General features: G+C 73.1%; 14 protein-coding genes. 3 read left to right on the top strand and 11 right to left on the bottom strand.

The annotated features are described in order from the left end of the window. Positions 1 to 125: 125 nt before the first annotated feature. On the top strand, positions 126 to 1,115 hold the full coding sequence (trpS, locus tag VFC33_11990; protein ID HZR13956.1) for a tryptophan--tRNA ligase: 990 nt from the start codon (positions 126 to 128) through the stop codon (positions 1,113 to 1,115). A 7-nt stretch (positions 1,116 to 1,122) separates the two neighbouring features. Continuing rightward, positions 1,123 to 1,554 (top strand): PaaI family thioesterase, encoded by a 432-nt coding sequence (locus tag VFC33_11985; protein HZR13955.1) that lies wholly within the window; start codon positions 1,123 to 1,125, stop codon positions 1,552 to 1,554. 65 nt (positions 1,555 to 1,619) lie between these two features. On the opposite strand, the gene VFC33_11980 is transcribed toward VFC33_11985, so the two are convergent. Genes VFC33_11980 through VFC33_11960 form a run of 5 tightly spaced genes read right to left on the bottom strand, consistent with a single transcriptional unit; the run spans position 1,620 to position 5,820 of the window. Continuing rightward, positions 1,620 to 2,150 (bottom strand): HD domain-containing protein, encoded by a 531-nt coding sequence (locus tag VFC33_11980; protein ID HZR13954.1) that lies wholly within the window; start codon positions 2,148 to 2,150, stop codon positions 1,620 to 1,622. Next, on the bottom strand, positions 2,147 to 2,800 hold the full coding sequence (locus tag VFC33_11975; protein ID HZR13953.1) for a site-2 protease family protein: 654 nt from the start codon (positions 2,798 to 2,800) through the stop codon (positions 2,147 to 2,149). The genes VFC33_11980 and VFC33_11975 overlap by 4 nt, the downstream gene beginning before the upstream one ends. Positions 2,801 to 2,813: 13 nt before the next feature. Further along, entirely contained in the window at positions 2,814 to 3,152 is a 339-nt protein-coding gene (locus tag VFC33_11970; protein ID HZR13952.1) for a TraR/DksA C4-type zinc finger protein, read from the bottom strand. A gap of 9 nt (positions 3,153 to 3,161) precedes the next feature. Further along, the gene (xerD, locus tag VFC33_11965; protein HZR13951.1) at positions 3,162 to 4,163 is read right to left on the bottom strand and encodes a site-specific tyrosine recombinase XerD; all 1,002 of its coding nucleotides are present in this window, start codon (positions 4,161 to 4,163) and stop codon (positions 3,162 to 3,164) included. A gap of 4 nt (positions 4,164 to 4,167) precedes the next feature. Beyond that, the gene (locus VFC33_11960; GenBank protein ID HZR13950.1) at positions 4,168 to 5,820 is read right to left on the bottom strand and encodes a CTP synthase; all 1,653 of its coding nucleotides are present in this window, start codon (positions 5,818 to 5,820) and stop codon (positions 4,168 to 4,170) included. A 210-nt stretch (positions 5,821 to 6,030) separates the two neighbouring features. On the opposite strand from VFC33_11960, the gene VFC33_11955 reads away from it, so the two are divergent. Beyond that, positions 6,031 to 7,605, top strand: coding sequence for a glycosyltransferase family 39 protein (locus VFC33_11955; protein ID HZR13949.1), 1,575 nt, complete (start codon positions 6,031 to 6,033; stop codon positions 7,603 to 7,605). Here VFC33_11955 and VFC33_11950 read toward each other — a convergent pair. From VFC33_11950 to recN, 6 genes are all read right to left on the bottom strand, one after another. Next, positions 7,508 to 8,443, bottom strand: coding sequence for a hypothetical protein (locus tag VFC33_11950; protein HZR13948.1), 936 nt, complete (start codon positions 8,441 to 8,443; stop codon positions 7,508 to 7,510). The two genes, VFC33_11955 and VFC33_11950, sit on opposite strands and share 98 nt — an antisense overlap. A gap of 163 nt (positions 8,444 to 8,606) precedes the next feature. Continuing rightward, positions 8,607 to 10,937, bottom strand: a complete 2,331-nt coding sequence (locus tag VFC33_11945; protein ID HZR13947.1) for a hypothetical protein — start codon at positions 10,935 to 10,937, stop codon at positions 8,607 to 8,609. After that, positions 10,934 to 12,490 carry a lipid II flippase MurJ gene (locus VFC33_11940; protein ID HZR13946.1) on the bottom strand — a complete coding sequence of 519 codons (1,557 nt, stop codon included), beginning with the start codon at positions 12,488 to 12,490 and terminating at the stop codon, positions 10,934 to 10,936. Before VFC33_11940 ends, VFC33_11945 begins: the two co-directional genes overlap by 4 nt. Before the next feature lie 143 nt (positions 12,491 to 12,633). Next, positions 12,634 to 13,635: a copper transporter gene (locus tag VFC33_11935; GenBank protein ID HZR13945.1), complete on the bottom strand. Its 1,002-nt coding sequence runs from the start codon at positions 13,633 to 13,635 to the stop codon at positions 12,634 to 12,636. 16 nt (positions 13,636 to 13,651) lie between these two features. Beyond that, positions 13,652 to 14,782, bottom strand: a complete 1,131-nt coding sequence (gene steA, locus VFC33_11930) for a putative cytokinetic ring protein SteA (protein HZR13944.1) — start codon at positions 14,780 to 14,782, stop codon at positions 13,652 to 13,654. A gap of 41 nt (positions 14,783 to 14,823) precedes the next feature. Then, positions 14,824 to 16,473, bottom strand: coding sequence for a DNA repair protein RecN (gene recN, locus VFC33_11925; GenBank protein ID HZR13943.1), 1,650 nt, complete (start codon positions 16,471 to 16,473; stop codon positions 14,824 to 14,826). Between the last annotated feature and the right edge of the window lie 4 nt (positions 16,474 to 16,477).

Here is a 16,477-nt window from a genome sequence, read left to right as displayed (position 1 = left end):
CTGGCACCTTCGGTGCCGGGCCGCTCGGGCCACCGCTTCCGCTCGCCTCCCGGCTCGCTCGCTCCGGGCATCTCCGCTCCTGGCACCTTCGGTGCCGGCGCGGGCGGACGGTAGGTTTCCTCCCCATGGCGCGCGTGTTCTCGGGGATCCAGCCGACGGGCGAGATGCACCTGGGCAACTACCTGGGTGCCGTCCGGCGCTGGGCGGCCGAGCAGGACGAGCACGACGCCATCCACTGCGTGGTCGACCTCCACGCGATGACGATCGCCTACGACGCCTCTGAGCTGGCCGAGCGGACCCGCCGCACCGCGATGCTGCTCATGGCGGCCGGGCTCGACCCGGAGCGGACGATCCTGTTCGTGCAGAGCCACGTGCGGGTCCACACCGAGCTGACCTGGGTGCTCAACTGCGTCGCCGCGTTCGGCGAGCTACGCCGGATGACCCAGTTCAAGGAGAAGGCCGAGTCCCAGGACTTCGTGAGCGCGGGCCTGTTCGACTACCCCGTCCTCATGGCGGCCGACATCCTCGCCTACGACACCGACGAGGTCCCGGTCGGCGAGGACCAGCGCCAGCACCTCGAGCTCGCCCGCGACCTCGCGATCCGGTTCAACCACCGCTTCGGCGACACGCTCGTCGTGCCCACGGGGACGTATCCGAGCGTCGGCGCGCGGGTGAAGGACCTCCAGAACCCGACGGCCAAGATGTCGAAGTCGTCCGAGTCGCCCCAGGGCACGGTGCTGCTGCTCGACCCGCCCAAGACGATCACGAAGAAGATCAAGTCGGCGGTCACCGACTCCGGGACCGACGTGCGGTACGCGCCCGACGAGAAGCCGGGCGTCTCGAACCTGCTCGAGATCCTCGCCTCGGTGTCGGACACGACCATCGAGCAGGCCGAGCACGACTTCGCCGGCCTCGGGTACGGCAAGCTCAAGACCACGGTGGCCGACGCCGTGGTCGAGTACCTGCAGCCGTTGCAGGCGCGCTACGAGGAGCTCGCGCGCGACCCGGGCGAGGTGACCCGTCTCCTCGCGCTGGGTGCCGGGAAGGCGGAGGCGATCGCGGAACCGGTGCTCGCGCGCGTGCGTCGCGCGGTCGGACTGTTGCCGCGCGGGTGACGCCGTCGTGCCGCTGACCGACGAGGAGCAGCAGGCCCGTCGCGCCGCGATGCGCGACATCATGACGGCGACGCCCTACATCCGCTCGCTCGGCATCGTCGTCGAGGAGTGGTCGCCCGACGGCGTCAGGGTGCGGCTGCCGTTCCGCGAGGAGCTCTCGAACGACGGCGTCGTGTACCACGGCGGCGCGATCGCGTCGCTCATCGACACGACGGGCGCGGCCGCGGTGTGGGCTGGTCACGACTTCGACCGCGGCGTGCGCGCGGCGACGGTGTCGATGACGGTGAACTATCTCGGCGCGGCCCGTCAGAGCGACCTCCTCGGCGAGGCGCGCTGCCTGAAGCGCGGCCGCGACCTGTCGTTCGTCGAGATCACGGTGCGCGACGCCGACGGGCGCGCCGTCGCCGACGCCTCGCTCGTCTACCGGATCGTCCCGTAGCCCACGGCGTCCATGCGTCGTTCGTCGTCGCATGACGACACTCAGCGACGCATGGACGCTCTCGGTCAGTCGTCGTCGGCGGCGTGCAGCGCGTCGACGACCTCGCGCGGGATGCCCGTCGCGTCCCAGGCGCTCGGGTCGTGGTGCGCGGCGGCCCAGCGCGCGGCCTCCTCGGGACCGCCCGCGACGCGGATCATGTCGGCGCCGAGACGGGGGTGCTGGACGTACAGCCCGACGCGCCGCGTGAAGCCACCGCGAGTCGTCCATGCCTCCGCGGTCTCCCGGCCGGCGGCGGATGCGGCAAGCGTCGCGACGACACGGCCGTACGTGCGCAGGCCGCTGTCCACCTTGCCGACGTCGTGCAGCAGCGCGGCAGCGAGCCAACGCCCGTCACCCGCGTAGGGCGTGCCGGCGAGCGCGCGCTCGACACGCCGCGCGACCGCGACGGAGTGACGGCGATCGGGGTTGGGCATGCGGTTCCACAGCGCGAACGCGCCGGGCGGGAGCACGTCGCGCACCCACGCGACGTCCGCGGCGCGCGGCGGGCCGGGACGCAGCGAACCGAAGAACCGGCGGGCGAGGTGCGCTGTCCTCATCGCACCTGGATGTAGCGGAACAGCGCGTCCTCGAACGGGCGGAGCACCGCGTCGAGCGCGTGCGTCGAGAACACGATCAGGACGAGGATCAGCAGGCCGTACGGCCGGAACTGGTACCAGCGTGGGAGCCAACGGCGCGGCAGGACCCGCTCGATGAGCGACGACCCGTCGAGTGGGGGGATCGGCAGCAGGTTGAAGATCCCGAGCACCAGGTTCCCGAACGCGAACCAGAAGAGGATCTGCGCGACGAGCGGCGCGTGGTCGAGCGCGAGGACGCCGGTGTGGGTCGTCACCCAGCGGTGGAGCAGCACGCGCGCGCCGTACGCGGCTCCGAGCATGAGCGCGAGGTTCGTGGTCGGCCCGGCAAGACCGACGAACAGCATGTCGCGGCGGGGCTGGTGCAGCTTCGACGGGTCGACCGGCACGGGCTTCGCCCAGCCGAACGGCAGCAGCCCCGCGAGCAGCAGCATGCCGGGGAGGATGATCGAGCCGAACGGGTCGATGTGCGGGATGGGGTTGAGCGTCAGCCGGCGCGCCCGCTTCGCGGTGTCGTCGCCGAAGAACAGTGCGACGACGCCGTGGCTGATCTCGTGGAGGATGATCGCGACGACGAGCCCCCCGTAGAAGATCACCTTCTCCTGGGTGGACACGCGGTGCTGCTCGTCAGCGCTTCTTCGACGCGCACACGATGCAGAGCCGCGCCGCGGGCATCGCCTCGAGCCGCGCTTCCGCGATTGGCTGGCCGCACGACTCGCACCGGCCGTACGTCCCGGCGTCGAACTTCGCCAGGGCGTTGTCGATCTCGCGCAGGGTCTCGAGGAGCTGGCCCGCGAGGGCATCCACCTCGCCCCGCTCCGCGGTGACCTGCCCGGAGTCGGCGAACCCCTCGTCGAAGTCCATGTCGCCGGCGTCGCCCCGGCCCATCTGGCGGAGCTGGTCGCGCAGGCGTTCGCGCTCCTCCGTCAACCGGTCGCGCAGGGACGCGTGCGCGGTGTCCGCCATGGGGTCAGGTTACTCGGGTTGTCTCGTCGCACCGCTGCGCTCGCGGGCGGCGAGCCGGGCCCGGGGGTGGGCCTGGTCGTAGACGGCACGGAGCCGCTCGGGCGACACCTTCGTGTACACCTGGGTCGTCGACAGGCTGGCGTGGCCGAGCAGCTCCTGGACCACCCGGATGTCGGCGCCGTGCTCCAGCATGTGGGTCGCGCACGAGTGGCGGAGCACGTGCGGCGACAGCCGGCCGCCGAGGCCGACCCGCTCCCCCGCGTCGCGCACGATCTTCCAGCACGCCTGGCGCGTCAGCCGCCCGCCCCGGGCGTTGAGCACGACCGCGTCGACGTCGCTCCGGCGGACCCGTGCCCGCACCAGCTCCGGCCGGCCGCGCACGAGGTACTCGTCCAGTGCGGCACGGGCGCTGCGCCCGACGGGCACGACCCGTTCCTTGCTCCCCTTGCCGAGCACGCGCATCATCCCGTCCTCGAGGTCGACGTCGCCGAGGTCGAGCCCGCACAGCTCGCTGATGCGGATGCCGGTCGCGTAGAGCGTCTCGAGGATCGCCCGGTCCCGGAGCGCGCGCGGCTCGTCACCGGTGATGGCGCCGAGCAGGGCGTCGACCTCGTCCTCGGTGAGGGCCTTCGGGATCCCCTGCGGGACGCGCGGCGCGCCAACGTCCTCGGCCGGATCGGCGCGGGTCTCCCCTTCCTCGAGGCAGAAGCGGTGGAAGGACCGGACCGCGACGACCGCGCGCGCGATCGACGACGGCGCGAACGTCGCGCGGCCGTCGTCGTCACGAGCGTCGCGCAGGTACGCCACGTACGCGAGGACGGTCTCCTCGCCGACCGCGCCCGGGTCGTGGACGCCCCGCCGGCGCAGGAACTGCGCGTACCGGCGGAGGTCGCGCCGGTACGCGGCGAGCGTGTTCGCGGCGAGGCCGCGCTCGACGGCGAGCCACGTCTCGTGCTCGGCCAGCAACCGCTGGAGCTCGTCGCGGCCCGCGACCGACGGGGCGCGCGCCACCGGGTTACGAGACCGCGGCGACGTCGTCGATCGGCAGTCGCGGCACGCGGCCCTCGGCCCGGGCCTTGGCGGCCGCGACGAACGCGGCGAAGAGCGGGTGCGGCCGGTCGGGACGGCTCTTGAACTCGGGGTGCGCCTGCGTGGACACGAAGAACGGGTGCACGTCCTCGGGCAGCTCGACGAACTCGACGAGCCGGTCGTCGGGCGACGTTCCCGAGGTCACCAGCCCGCACTCCTCGAGCCGCCGGCGGTAGCGGTTGTTCACCTCGTAGCGGTGGCGGTGACGCTCGTAGACCACCTCGGCGCCGTACGCGCGCTGCACGATCGTGCCCGGCTCGAGCTTCGCGGGGTACGCACCGAGGCGCATCGTGCCGCCCATGTCGACGATCTCGCGCTGCTCGTCCATCAGGTCGATGACCGGGTGCGGGGTGTGCGGGTCGAACTCGCTCGAGTTCGCGCCGTCGAGCCCGCACATGTCACGCGCGAACTCGATCACCGCGCTCTGCAGGCCGAGGCACAGCCCGAGGTACGGGATCTGGTTGAGCCGCGCGAACCCCGCGGCCGCGACCTTGCCCTCGATGCCGCGGACCCCGAAGCCGCCGGGCACGACGATGCCGTCGAGATCGCGCAGGCGGCCCTCGGCGAGCAGGCCCTCGGTGTCGTCGGACGCGATCCAGTCGATCACGACGCGCGCGCCGCACGCGTACCCGCCGTGGCGCAACGCCTCGACGACCGACAGGTACGCGTCGGGGAGGTTCACGTACTTGCCGACGAGCCCGACGCGGACCTCGTCCGTCGCGCGCTCGACGCGCGCGACGAGCTCGCGCCACGCGCTCAGGTCGGGCTCGCGCTCCTCGAGGTGCAGCACGCGGCACACGTAGTCGTCGAGACCCTCTTCGTGCAGGACGAGCGGGATCTCGTACAGCGTGTCGGCGTCGACCGCGGAGACGATGCCCTCCTCGGGGACGTCGCACAGCTGCGAGATCTTCTCCTTGAGCCGGCTCGGGATCGGGCGGTCGGAACGGCACACGATCGCGTCCGGCTGGATGCCCCGGCTGCGCAGCTCGGTGACGGAGTGCTGGGTCGGCTTGGTCTTCTGCTCACCGGACGGGCCGATGAACGGCACGAGCGTCACGTGGATGTAGAAGACGTTGTCGCGGCCGACGTCCTTGCGGAACTGCCGAATCGCCTCGAGGAACGGCAGGATCTCGATGTCGCCGACCGTGCCGCCGACCTCGGTGATCACGACGTCGACGTCCTCCGCGGTGGCGAGACGGAAGATGCGGTCCTTGATCTCGTCGGTGATGTGCGGGATCACCTGCACGGTCTGCCCGAGGTACGCGCCGTGGCGCTCCTTGGCAAGCACGGACTGGTAGATCGATCCCGTCGTCGCGTTCGAGTCGCGGTGCAACGGCACGTCGACGAAGCGCTCGTAGTGCCCGAGGTCGAGGTCCGTCTCGCCGCCGTCGTCGGTGACGAAGACCTCGCCGTGCTGGAACGGGTTCATCGTCCCGGGGTCGACGTTGATGTACGGGTCGAGCTTCTGCATCGTCACCCGCAGTCCCCGGCTCTTCAGCAACCGGCCCAGCGACGACGCCGTCAAACCCTTGCCCAGGCTCGACGCCACCCCGCCGGTCACGAAGATGTGCTTCGCCACGCCCCAGTCCTCCGCTCGTCCGCTCGCGGTCGCCCCGCCATGTCCGTCTCCCGACGTCACCGTCGAGAGCTACGTCTCGGTGAGAGGCCCGCCGAGCGGCCGTCACGTGTTGGCGCGACGAGCTCTCGGGATCCCGACGGTACCATGCCGCGCGCCGCCGGCTTGCGACCTCGTGCGTGCGGCCGCCTCCCATCACGGAACTGGAGACGCGTGGCGACCCTCGACCGGCTCCGCGTGCAGACGGGCGCCGCGCGCGGCGACCACGCGGCGGGCGGTGCCCGGTCGTCCGTGGGCGCGCCATGGGTGGTCGACGTCGTCGTGCTCGCGCTCGCCGCCGCGCTGCTGCGCGTGCCGGCGCTGCTCGCGTCGCGTCATCTGCTGTTCGACGACGGCGTCTACGGCGCGTCGGCGGTGGCGATGCGTCACGGCGCGCTTCCCTTCCGCGAGGTGTTCTCGAGCCAGGGGCCGCTGTTCCTGCCCCTCGTGTTCGTGTTCGACCTGCTCGGCGGGCGGACGCTCGACGCGCCGCGGTTGCTCGCGCTCGTGTCCGGCGTCGGCGTGACGCTCGCGGTGTACGCGATCGGACGCGAGCTCACGTCACGCGGTGGCGCGCTGCTCGCGGCGGGGCTGGTCGCGTGCAGCGGATCGGTGCTGTGGACGACGGGCCCGTTGACGTCCGACGGTCCGGGCGTCGCGCTGTCGTGCTTCACGGTCCTGCTCGCGTGCCGCTACGCCCGCCGCTCGTCGACGGGCAGCGCGGTGGCGATCGGCGCGTGCGCGGGCGCTGCGTTCGCGGTGAAGAGCCTGCTCGTCGTGCCCGCGCTCGTCGCCGCTGCGCTGCTGTTGGTGTCGCGACGGCGGCTCGTCGACGTCGCGGTGGCGGGCGCGGCCGCGGTCGTCGTGGTCGTCGCCGTCACGGTGCCATGGGGTGTGCACAACGTGATCGAGCAGTCGGTCGGCTACCACACCGACCAGGCGACGCACCAGACGCCGTGGGCGAACACGGTCAAGACGTTCAGCACGCTCGGTGACCGCGACGCCCCGATCTTCGGCGCGCTCGTCCTCGCCGTCGCCTTCACCGCGTTCGCCGCGGTCCGGTCGCGATCGCGTCGCCGACGTGACGGCACGAGCGCGTTGGGACGCTTTGTCGCGCATACGCCGACAAACCGTCCCAACGCGGGAGGCGGCGGCGAGCCCGGACAGGTGTGGCGGGTGATCGGGAACCCGCGCGTCGCCGTCGCGGTGTGGGCACTGCTCGCGTTCGTCGTGCTCGTCCTCGAGAGCCCCATGTGGCGCAACCACCTCGCGCACCTCGTGCCCGCGCTCGCGCTGCTCGTCGGCGCGTACCGTCCGCCGTGGGTCGCGCTGGCCGCTGCCGCGCTGGTGCTCGTGCCGTACCACGTCGTGCACGTCCACGACGTCCTCGCGCCCGCGCCGTACCGCGGCAGCGACGCGGTGCTCGAGCACGCGCTGCGCGCGCTCCCGCCGCGCGCGCAGGCGATCAGCGACGACCCCGGCTTCGTGTGGCGGTCCGGCCACCGGACGCCACCCGACTTCGTCGACACGTCGGTCCTGCGGATCGAGTCGACGCGACCCGGCATCCATATCACCGGCGCGACCGTCGCCGCGGCCGCGCGCCGGCCGGCCGTCTGCGCCGTGGTGATCTGGTCGAGCCGCTTCGGGCGCTTCAGTGACCTTCCGTCGCGCCTGCAGCGCGCGGGCTATCAGCAGCAGTTGACGTTCCCGCACCATCGGTCGCTGTGGACGCGACCGTGCCCGCGCTGACTCGGCGGCGGCCGAGTCGGTCGAAGGCACGCAACGGCGGGACGGCGTCGATCACGCGGCTGAACGACACGAGCTCCGCGACGACGTTCAGCACGACCAACACGACGAGGATCACGTTGCGCGAGCCCCGCCCGATGTCGAGGACGACCGCCAACCCGAGCGCGCCGCCGATGACGTTGGCACCCGTGTCGCCGAGCATGATCCGCTCGCGCAGGTCGTCGCCGAGCACGCCGAGCGCGGCACCCATCACCGGCGCGAGCGCGATCGCGACCTCGCCGCCGCCGGCGACGATCGCGAGCGGCACGTACGCGACGAAGGCCCACTTGATCGTGCGGCCCGGCGCGCGGTCGAGGAGGTTCGCCAGGTTCGCCGCGAGCGCGATCAGCACGGCGTCGGCGATCAACCGCTTCCCCGACACGAACCCGGGCGTCGCCGCGAGCACGAGCGCGATCGCGGCGCCACCGATGACCTTCAGCGCGCCCGTCGTCAACCGCCCGCGCACGAGCGCGCCGAGATGGCCGGCGAACCCGCGTGCCGACGCGTCGCCGAGCAGGTCGTCGGCGAAGCCGAGCAACCCGAACCCGAAGCACGCGAACAGGATCAGCAGGCGGGCCTCGTTGCGGCCGGGCGGGTCGCCGAGGTGGAACGCGCCGAGCACGGAGCGGCCCGCCTCGACGACGAGCACCGCGGCGACGACGACCAGTCCGCCCGCGGTCGGCACGAGGACCTTGCGGTAGTTCTCGCGCAGCAGCACCGGCGCGCGCAGCATGTCGTGTCCCGCGACGACGAGATAGCGCGCGGCGAGGAACCCCACCGCGATCGCGAGCACGATCTTCACGGTCTCGCCGCCCCGGCTCTCACGCGCCGCGAACTATGACACGGCTCCCTCGGGCCGGCCCGTCCCGCGCATCCACGCACGGCCCGGCTTCGTCCGCACTATGACACGGCTCCCTCGGGCCGGGCCGTCCCGCGCATCCGCGCACGGCCCGGCTTCGTCCGCACTATGACACCTCGGAACGGACGGGAACCGGTTCCGGGGTGCGGGCCCACGCCGGCAGCTCCGGAGGTGCCTCGTCGACGGGCTCGCGTGTGGCGAGGTACAGCAGCACCGCGTTGAGCACGCCGAGCATCACGCCCGGGATCGAGATGCCGGAGTCGTTCAGCGCGAACCCGAGCACGCCGAGGACGAGGAGCCCGGTGAGCGTCGCGCGCAGCTCGGGGATCCGCTGCTCCATCATTCCGAGACGGCCCGGCGCGCGGTACGCGAGAAACGCGATGAAGACCAGCACCGCGGGCAGCATCAGCGTCCAGATGGAGGTCGTGAGCACACCGAGGTTCTCGTGCAGCTTCCGCTCGATGACGGTCGTGAAGCCGGAGAAGTCGCCATTGCCGATCTTCTCGAACAGCCGGCCGAGGTGCGTGCGCTGGTCCGCCGGTCGTGCGAGGTCGAGCAGCCCGAGCGCGACGACCGCGGCGACGCCGGCGCCGAACCACGCGAGCGCGGCGCGCCAACGCACGCGGAAGCCGAGCAGCAGCATGACGAGCACGCCCGCGGCGGGGAGGATCGACAGCACGCCGCCGACGTCCGCCCCGAACATCGGGAACCCGTCGACGACGACCAGCAGCGCGAGCACCAGCGCGGCGGCGACCACGCCTCGCCGACGCGTCCCCCACCGCGCACGCGTCACGGTGTGCGCGACGAGCCCGGCGAGCAGGAAGCCGGCGGCCGCGTACAACGCGTATGCGAGGTTGCCCATCCCCTGGAACCGGCCGGCGACCGTCGGCGAGTAGCCGAGCGCGGTGTTGAACTGCAACCGACCGCCCGTGAGGATGTCGACGCTCAGCAACGCGACGACGAACCCGAGACCCGCGAGCAACGGGTCCAGCGGACGTCGTCGGAGAAGCGCACACGCGCCGCCGATCACGATCGACGCGCCGACGAGGAACAGCCAGTACGGCGCGATCCCGTAGCGGTCGAACGACAGCGCGCCGGCGAGGAAGGTGACTGGAAGGAAGGCGAGCAGCGCCAGCGCGGTCCACTCGAGCACGCGCAGCCAGCGCCGGCGACCGGGTATCCACAGCACCACCATCGCGAGCGCGACGACCGAGACGGTCACGAGGACGTACACCTTCGACACGAGCGGCGTCTGTCGGTCGCGGAAGTTGGCCGCGTGGTTCGCGTCGGCGAGGAACCTTGCCCGCGACGCGAGCGACGAGCCGCTCCGGACCGCCTCGTAGGGGCGGCCCTCGATCGAGTCGGGCCGCGCGACACCGAGCTGCGAGAGGATCGTCGGTGCGACGTCGACGAGCTGCACGAACCCGTCGCGCCGCGTGGTCGCGGAGCGGACGTAGCCCGCCTGTACGCCCGGCGCGTGGAGCGCGGTGACCGTCAGCGCTGCACCGGCCTGCGGCGTCGACGGACCGACGACGACGACGGCATCGCGTGACAGGTCGACGCGCGACAGGAGCGCGCCGACGAGCGCGTCGGTCTCGTCCATCGCGGCGTCGAACAGCCGGGTTCGTTGCGCGCTCGTCGCGTACTGGCCGTAGAGGTCGGCGCGCGCGAGATCGGACGCCTCGACCAGCACGGCCGCCCTGTCGCGCCAGACCGCGTCGAACGCGTCCGTGACCGCGCGCTGGTCGAGGCGGACACCGAACGGCGCGGCCGGGTCGGGTTGGAGCAACCCCGCATCGACACGCCCTTCCGGCACGCGGCCGTCGTGGCCCATCAGCGCGCGCACCGCGGTGCGCCGGAGCGACGTGAGACCGCCGTCGGGCTCGCCGCCGTCCGCGTTCGCGACGACGGCACGCGAGAAGCCAGCGCGGTCGAGCGCGTCGCCCATCGCGCCGATCTGCGCGTCGTACAGCAGCGACGCGTTGTGGCGGACGACGGCCGCGATGCCCACGTCGACGAGCCCGTGCCCCGGGTCGCGGCCCGTGCGCGACCGGTAGACCTGGCCCGCGGTCTGCGTCCCGTACGGCTCGCCGACCCCGAAGGCGAGACCGTCCACCGTCGCGACGCCTTCCGTCCGGGTCCCGGCGCCGAGCGTCGTGTAGCCGTCGCCGAGGTTCGTGCTGCGGCGGATCCCGCGCGTCGTGAGGTCGCCGACCGCGGACGTCGCGAGCAGGCGCTCGAGGTTCGGCATCGGGTGCGCGCGGAGGTCGGCCCATGTCAGCGCGGGGACCGAGAGGATGAGGACGCGCCGCGGTCGACTCGCGGTGGCGGGCGCGGCGACGGCGAGCGCGGGTGTGTCCGCGAGGACGACCGCCGCGACCGCGACGAGCGCAGCAGCGGCGACGAGCGCGCGCCGAAGACCCGTGCCCGGGATCACGGTGCGGCCGCCTCGGGGACTGCGGGCCGGCCCCACCATCCCATCGCACGCGTCACCGCGGCGTACGCGACGCCGCACACCACGAGGACGCCGACCAGCAGGCCCGCCGTCGCGAGGCGGCCCGCCGGCGACACGACCCGCACGACTGCCCATGCACCGAGCGCGAGCGTGCCCGCGACCGCGGTGATTCCCGGGAGCGCGCGCGGGACGACGACGCGCCCCGTGCGCCGGCTCAGCATGACGGCGAGCGTCACCGCCGCGATCGCGTACGCGGCGGTGTGGCCGAAGCCCAGGGCGGCGACGCGCGCCGCGCCGTGCGTGAACGGCACGAGGACGGCCATCACGACGACGCCGATCACCGCGCTCGCGATCCCGACGAGCGCGGGCGTTCGGCTGTCGCCCAGCGCGTAGAACGAGTTCGTCAACAGGAAGAACGCACCGTACGCGTACAGACCGAGCGCGAGCGACGCGAGCGCGGCAGCGAGCAGCGCGATCCCACCAGCCCCGGCGGCGTGGCCGAACGCGAGGACGCGCATGATCGGCACCGACAACGCGACGAGCGCGGCGGCGCACGGCACGACGAGCAGCGCGATCGTGTCCAGCCCCCAGCGAACGGTCGCGTTGAACTGCTCGTCGTCGCGGCCCACGTCGTTCGCGAGCTCAGGGAGCACCGCGGTGTGGATCGGCTGCGCGAGCACGGCGTACGGCGCGAGGAAGAAGACGAACGCGACCTGGTACGCCACGACGCCACCCGCGACGGTGTTCCCGAGCACGATCGCCGCACCGAGCAGCACGCCCTCCCCCGCGTTCTGCAGGACCGTCCAACCCGACAGGCGCAGGAGCCGGGTGACCGCGTGGTCGCCGAGCGCCCACCGTGGCCGCAACCGGAACCCGCTGCGCCAGGTCGCGACGATCGGGATCGCGACGAACGCGGCGACGCCGAGGGTCCCGGCCGCCGCGAGCAGGAGCTTCGGGGTCGTCGACAGCTCCAGGCCCGTCTCCCCACCGTGCACCGCGTGGAACGCGAGGAGGCATGCGACCATCACGACGGTGTTGCCGATCGGCGCGAGCGCGGTGACGACGAAGTGCCGCTTCGCGTACAGGACCGCGATCGCGATCGCACCCCATGCGTAGAGGAGCACCTGCGGCACGAAGAACCGCAGCAGGAACGCCGACAACGCGCGCTGCGCGTCCGCGACGTCGGCCGAGGCGCCGCTGCTGAGCAGGCGCGCCAGCCACGGCGCAGCGAGGATCCCGGCGACCGTGATCACGCCGAGGACCGTGAGCGCGAGTCCGAGCACACCGCCGGCGAGACGCTCGGCCTCCTCACGGTCGCCGCCGTCGAGCAGCGTCACGAACGTAGGTACGAGCACCTCCGAGAGCGCGCCCGCGGCGATGAGCTCGAACAGCACGTTCGACACCGAGTTCGACGCCTGGAACGTGTTCCCCAGGTACGTGGTGCCGAGCACCGCCGCGACGACGAGCACGCGCACGAAGCCCAACGCGCGCGACGCGGCGGTCGCGACGCCCATTCCCGTCGCGGCACGTGACACGGCACGGGTCCGTGACCCTGGCGTGTCGCTCACGGTCCCGCTCTCGGCGCCGTCGGCGCCGGGCGACGCCGCTTGTCGCGCTCGCTGCTCGCGCGGGGTACCCGGCTCGCCGACGCTCGCCGCTCCCGGGGCCACGCTCCCGCTCACGAACCTTGGGCGGGCGGCAGGATCGCGGTCGAGCCGTCGCCGTAGCCGTAGTGACCGATGCGGGTCTCCAGCTCACCCAGCGCGAGCACCGACGCGACCTGCCCGGCGCCGAGGTCGAGGTCGTCGACCGTCGACACCTGCCGCGACAGCGTGCCGTCGCTGCGGATCGGTGCCAGCACGGACGAGCGCCCCGGCTTGCCCTGCTGATCGTGGTACACGGACGCGACCGCGGTCGGGACCTTCGCCGTGACGAGCGCGCGCGCGAGCGGTTCGACGAGCGTCGTGGTGTCGACCGAGCCGTCCGTGCCCGTGACGAGGAGCACGCGCGCGGTCGTCCCAGGGAAATCGGCGAGCGTGAACGTCTTGCCCGCCTGCCCGCCGACGTCCTCCAGCGACAGGAACCCGGCGTCGACCAGCTCGCTCAGGAGGTCGGGCCCGCCGGCGCCCGCAGGCGCGACGGTCGTCGTCGTCGGCGCGAGCGGTGTGACGGACGCCAGCGCGGGTGACTCCGATCCCGACAACCGGCGCGCGAGCGCGTTGATCGCGTCGTCACGGATGCGGCGTGCGGGCGCGTCGGGCTCGCCGAGCAACGCGCCCAGCTTGCGCGCGTCGGCCGCGTTCTTGAGCGCCCACGTGGGCTCCAGCCACAGGATGCCCGGCGTGAACCCGCCGGCCTGCTGGATGAGCTGCGCGGTCGCCTTGGTCGCGCCACCGTCGACGCCGCGCACCGCGACGACGGCGACGGTCACACCGGCGAGCGTGCCGCGCACCGTGTAGGGCGCGGACTGGCGCAGGTAGTCGTCGAGGTTGTCGATCTGGCCGCGGAGCTGGTCGTTCGTGCGCTCGCGCGCGTTGGACGTCCGCTCGACGCGGTGGATCTGGGATCGCAGCACGTCGACCGTCGCCTCCTTGATGACCGTCGAGCCCATCACGATGCCGATTGCGAGCGCGAGGAAGACGGCGATCAAGGACGCGAGGTGGAAGCGGAAGTTGATCATCGCTGATGTGTCGACTTCAGAACTTGCGGACGATCGAGGTCCACAGGTCGTGCAGCGTGAAGCGGATCCCGTCGAGGAAGACACGCAGCGACGGCGACACCACGACCATGACGATCACCGCGAGCAGCGCGGCGCCGACGAGCATCGCGACGTCGCGCCGGCGGATGCGCCCCTCGTAGAGACGGCTCACGCCCTTCGCGTCGACCAGCAGCGGGCCGAGCCGGAGCCGGGTCAGGAACGTCGACGACATCCCGCGCCGGCCCTTGTCGAGGAACTCCACCATGGTCGCGTGCGTACCGACCGCGACGATGAGCCGCGCACCCGCCTCGTAGGCGAGGATCATCGCGACGTCCTCGCTCGTGCCGTCCATCACGAACTCGTGGTACGGCACGCCCCAGCCGAGGAGGGCGTCGCGCCCGGGTGCCCGTCCGTCGAGGTGCACGTGGTGGACCAGCTCCGCGCCCGTCGCGATCGCGCGCTCCGAGACCGAGTCGAAGTCGCCGATGATCACGTCGGGCGTCAACCCGATCTCGAGCAACGCGTCGGCTCCGCCGTCGACGCCGATCAGGACGGGCCGGTACTCGCGGATGTACGAGTGCAGCGCGCGCAGGTCGCTGCGGTAGTCGTGGCCCCGCACGACGACGAGCGCGTGGCGGCCGCGGAAGTCGGTGCGGAGTGGCGGCAGCTCGACGGGCTCGAAGGTCAGGCGGGCTTCCTGCTTGATGTAGTCGAGCGTGTTGACCGCGAATCGCTCGAGCTCGATGCCGATCGCGGCGCGCGCGGTGTCCATGCGCGACTCGATCTCGTCGCGCGTCATCACGTCGCCCTTCGCGACGAGCTCGTCGCCGCGCCACACCTCGCCGTCCTCGACGCGTACGACGTCACCTTCGGCGAGCACGTCGAGCAGCTCGCTGCCGGCGTCGTCGATCAGCGGGACGTGCGCCTCCGCGAGCTGGATCGGTCCGCCGTTCGGGTACCGGCCCGTGATCGAGGGTGCCGCGTTCACGACCGCGGCCGCGCCGGCGTCGACGAGCGCGTCGGCGGCGACCCGGTCGAGGTCCGCGTGGTCGATCACCGCGATCTCGCCCGGCTGCAGCCGCTTCACGAGATCCTTCGTGCGCTTGTCGACGCGGACGGCACCGACCACCGCGCCCGTCTCCGGTGCCCGCCTCCGCCGCCGGAGGGCCATCACCCGCGCCGCCCGGCACGCGCTGCATCGCGTTGGCGGCGGGCCTCGTCCATCAGCTCCTCGGCGTGACCACGCGCGTGCCGTGAGACGTCCGACCCCGCGAGCATCCGGGACAGCTCGGCGACGCGGGCGTCGCCCTCGACCGGAGCGGCCGACGCGACAGTCCGGCCGCGCGCCGTCGACTTCGAGACGACCACCTGCGTCTCGGCGAATGCCGCGACCTGCGCGAGGTGGGTCACGCACAGCACCTGCTGCGCGTCCGCGAGCGTGCCGAGGGCGCGCCCGACGGCGACCCCCGCCTGCCCGCCGATTCCCGCGTCGACCTCGTCGAACACCAGAGTCATCCCGTCACCGGCCGCGCGTGCCCCGGCGAGCACGACGCGAACCGACAGCATCGCACGTGCCAGCTCGCCCCCGGACGCGGCCCGTGCGAGCGGGCGGGCGGGCTCGCCGGCGTTCGCGGCCAGCAGGAACACGACCTCGTCGGCGCCGTCGTCGCCGGGTGGGGCCGGCGTGACCTCGACCGCGAGGGTCGCCGCCGGCATGGCGAGCTCGTGGAGGCGTCCGGTGACGGCGGCAGCGAGGCGCGGCGCGGCCTCGCGACGCAGCGCGGACAGGCGCTCCGCGGCGGCCACGACGGCCTCGTCCGCGGCGGTCCGGGCCGCCTCCAGGTCGGCGGCCCGGGCCTCGTACCCCGAGAGCTCCTCGATGCGCGCCGCCGCGTCCCGCGCGAACGCCATCACGTCGGCGAGCGTGTCGCCGTACTTCCGTGTCAGCTCGCGCAGCAGCCGGCGGCGCTCGCCCACCGCGGCAAGCCGATCCGGGTCGACGACGACGTCGTCGTGCGCGACACGCAGCTCCGAGGCGACGTCGGCGGCCTCACCCTGCAGCGCGTGCAGACGCTCCGCGAGCGCGGCGAACGGGCGCCGGCCCGCGAGGCGCGCGTACGCCTCGCCGAGCGCGTCGAGCACCCCGCCGTTGACCGCGCCGAGCGCCGCCGCGAGTGCCTCCTGGTGCGCGACCGCGTCCGCGAGGAGCTCCTCCTCGGTCTCGAGCGCCGCCTCCTCGTCGACGTCCACGAGCGCGGCCGACTCGATCTCGTGGAGCTGGAACCGCAGCAGGTCGAGCTCGTGCGCGCGCGTGCGCGCGTCACCGCCGAGCGCGGCCAGCGCGTCCTCCGCGCGGCGACGTTCGGCGCGCGCCTCCCGGTACGCGCGGAGAGCTTCCGTCGCGGCCTCACCCGCGAGCGCGTCCAGCGCGCGGCGTTGCGCGGCGGGGGCCAGGAGCGACTGGTGCTCGTGCTGGCCGTGCAGGTCGACGAAGCGGGCCCCGATCTCCGCGAGCTCCGTCGCGGTCGCGAGCCTGCCGTTCACGTACGCGCGGCTGCGTCCCGACGCGGGCACGACCCGCGCGACGACGACCTCCTCGTCGGTCGCCGGGTCGACGAACCGCCCCTCGACGCGGGCCTCGTCTTGTCCCGCGCGCACGAGCCCGCCGTCGGCCCGTCCACCGACCAGGAGCTCGACGGCCTCGACGAGCAAGGTCTTGCCCGCGCCCGTCTCGCCGGTGATGACCGTCATCCCGGGCCCGAGCACGACGCTCAGCTCGTCGACGATGCCGAGCCCCTCGACCCGCAGCTCGCTCAACATGGGG

It is taken from the genome of Acidimicrobiia bacterium (assembly GCA_035651955.1).
In the GTDB taxonomy this organism is placed as follows: Bacteria; Actinomycetota; Acidimicrobiia; order IMCC26256; family JAMXLJ01; genus JAMXLJ01.
Note: the sequence above shows the minus strand (reverse complement) of the source record. Positions and strands in the feature narration are given on the sequence as shown.

Bases quoted from the DNA above. Each gene is read 5' to 3' on its own strand.
- recN (HZR13943.1), bottom strand. From the start codon at position 16,473: ATGTTGAGCGAGCTGCGGGTCGAGGGGCTCGGCATCGTCGACGAGCTG.
- VFC33_11970 (HZR13952.1), bottom strand. From the start codon at position 3,152: ATGGCGGACACCGCGCACGCGTCCCTGCGCGACCGGTTGACGGAGGAG.
- VFC33_11980 (HZR13954.1), bottom strand. From the start codon at position 2,150: ATGAGGACAGCGCACCTCGCCCGCCGGTTCTTCGGTTCGCTGCGTCCC.
- trpS (HZR13956.1), top strand. From the start codon at position 126: ATGGCGCGCGTGTTCTCGGGGATCCAGCCGACGGGCGAGATGCACCTG.
- VFC33_11935 (HZR13945.1), bottom strand. From the start codon at position 13,635: ATGATCAACTTCCGCTTCCACCTCGCGTCCTTGATCGCCGTCTTCCTC.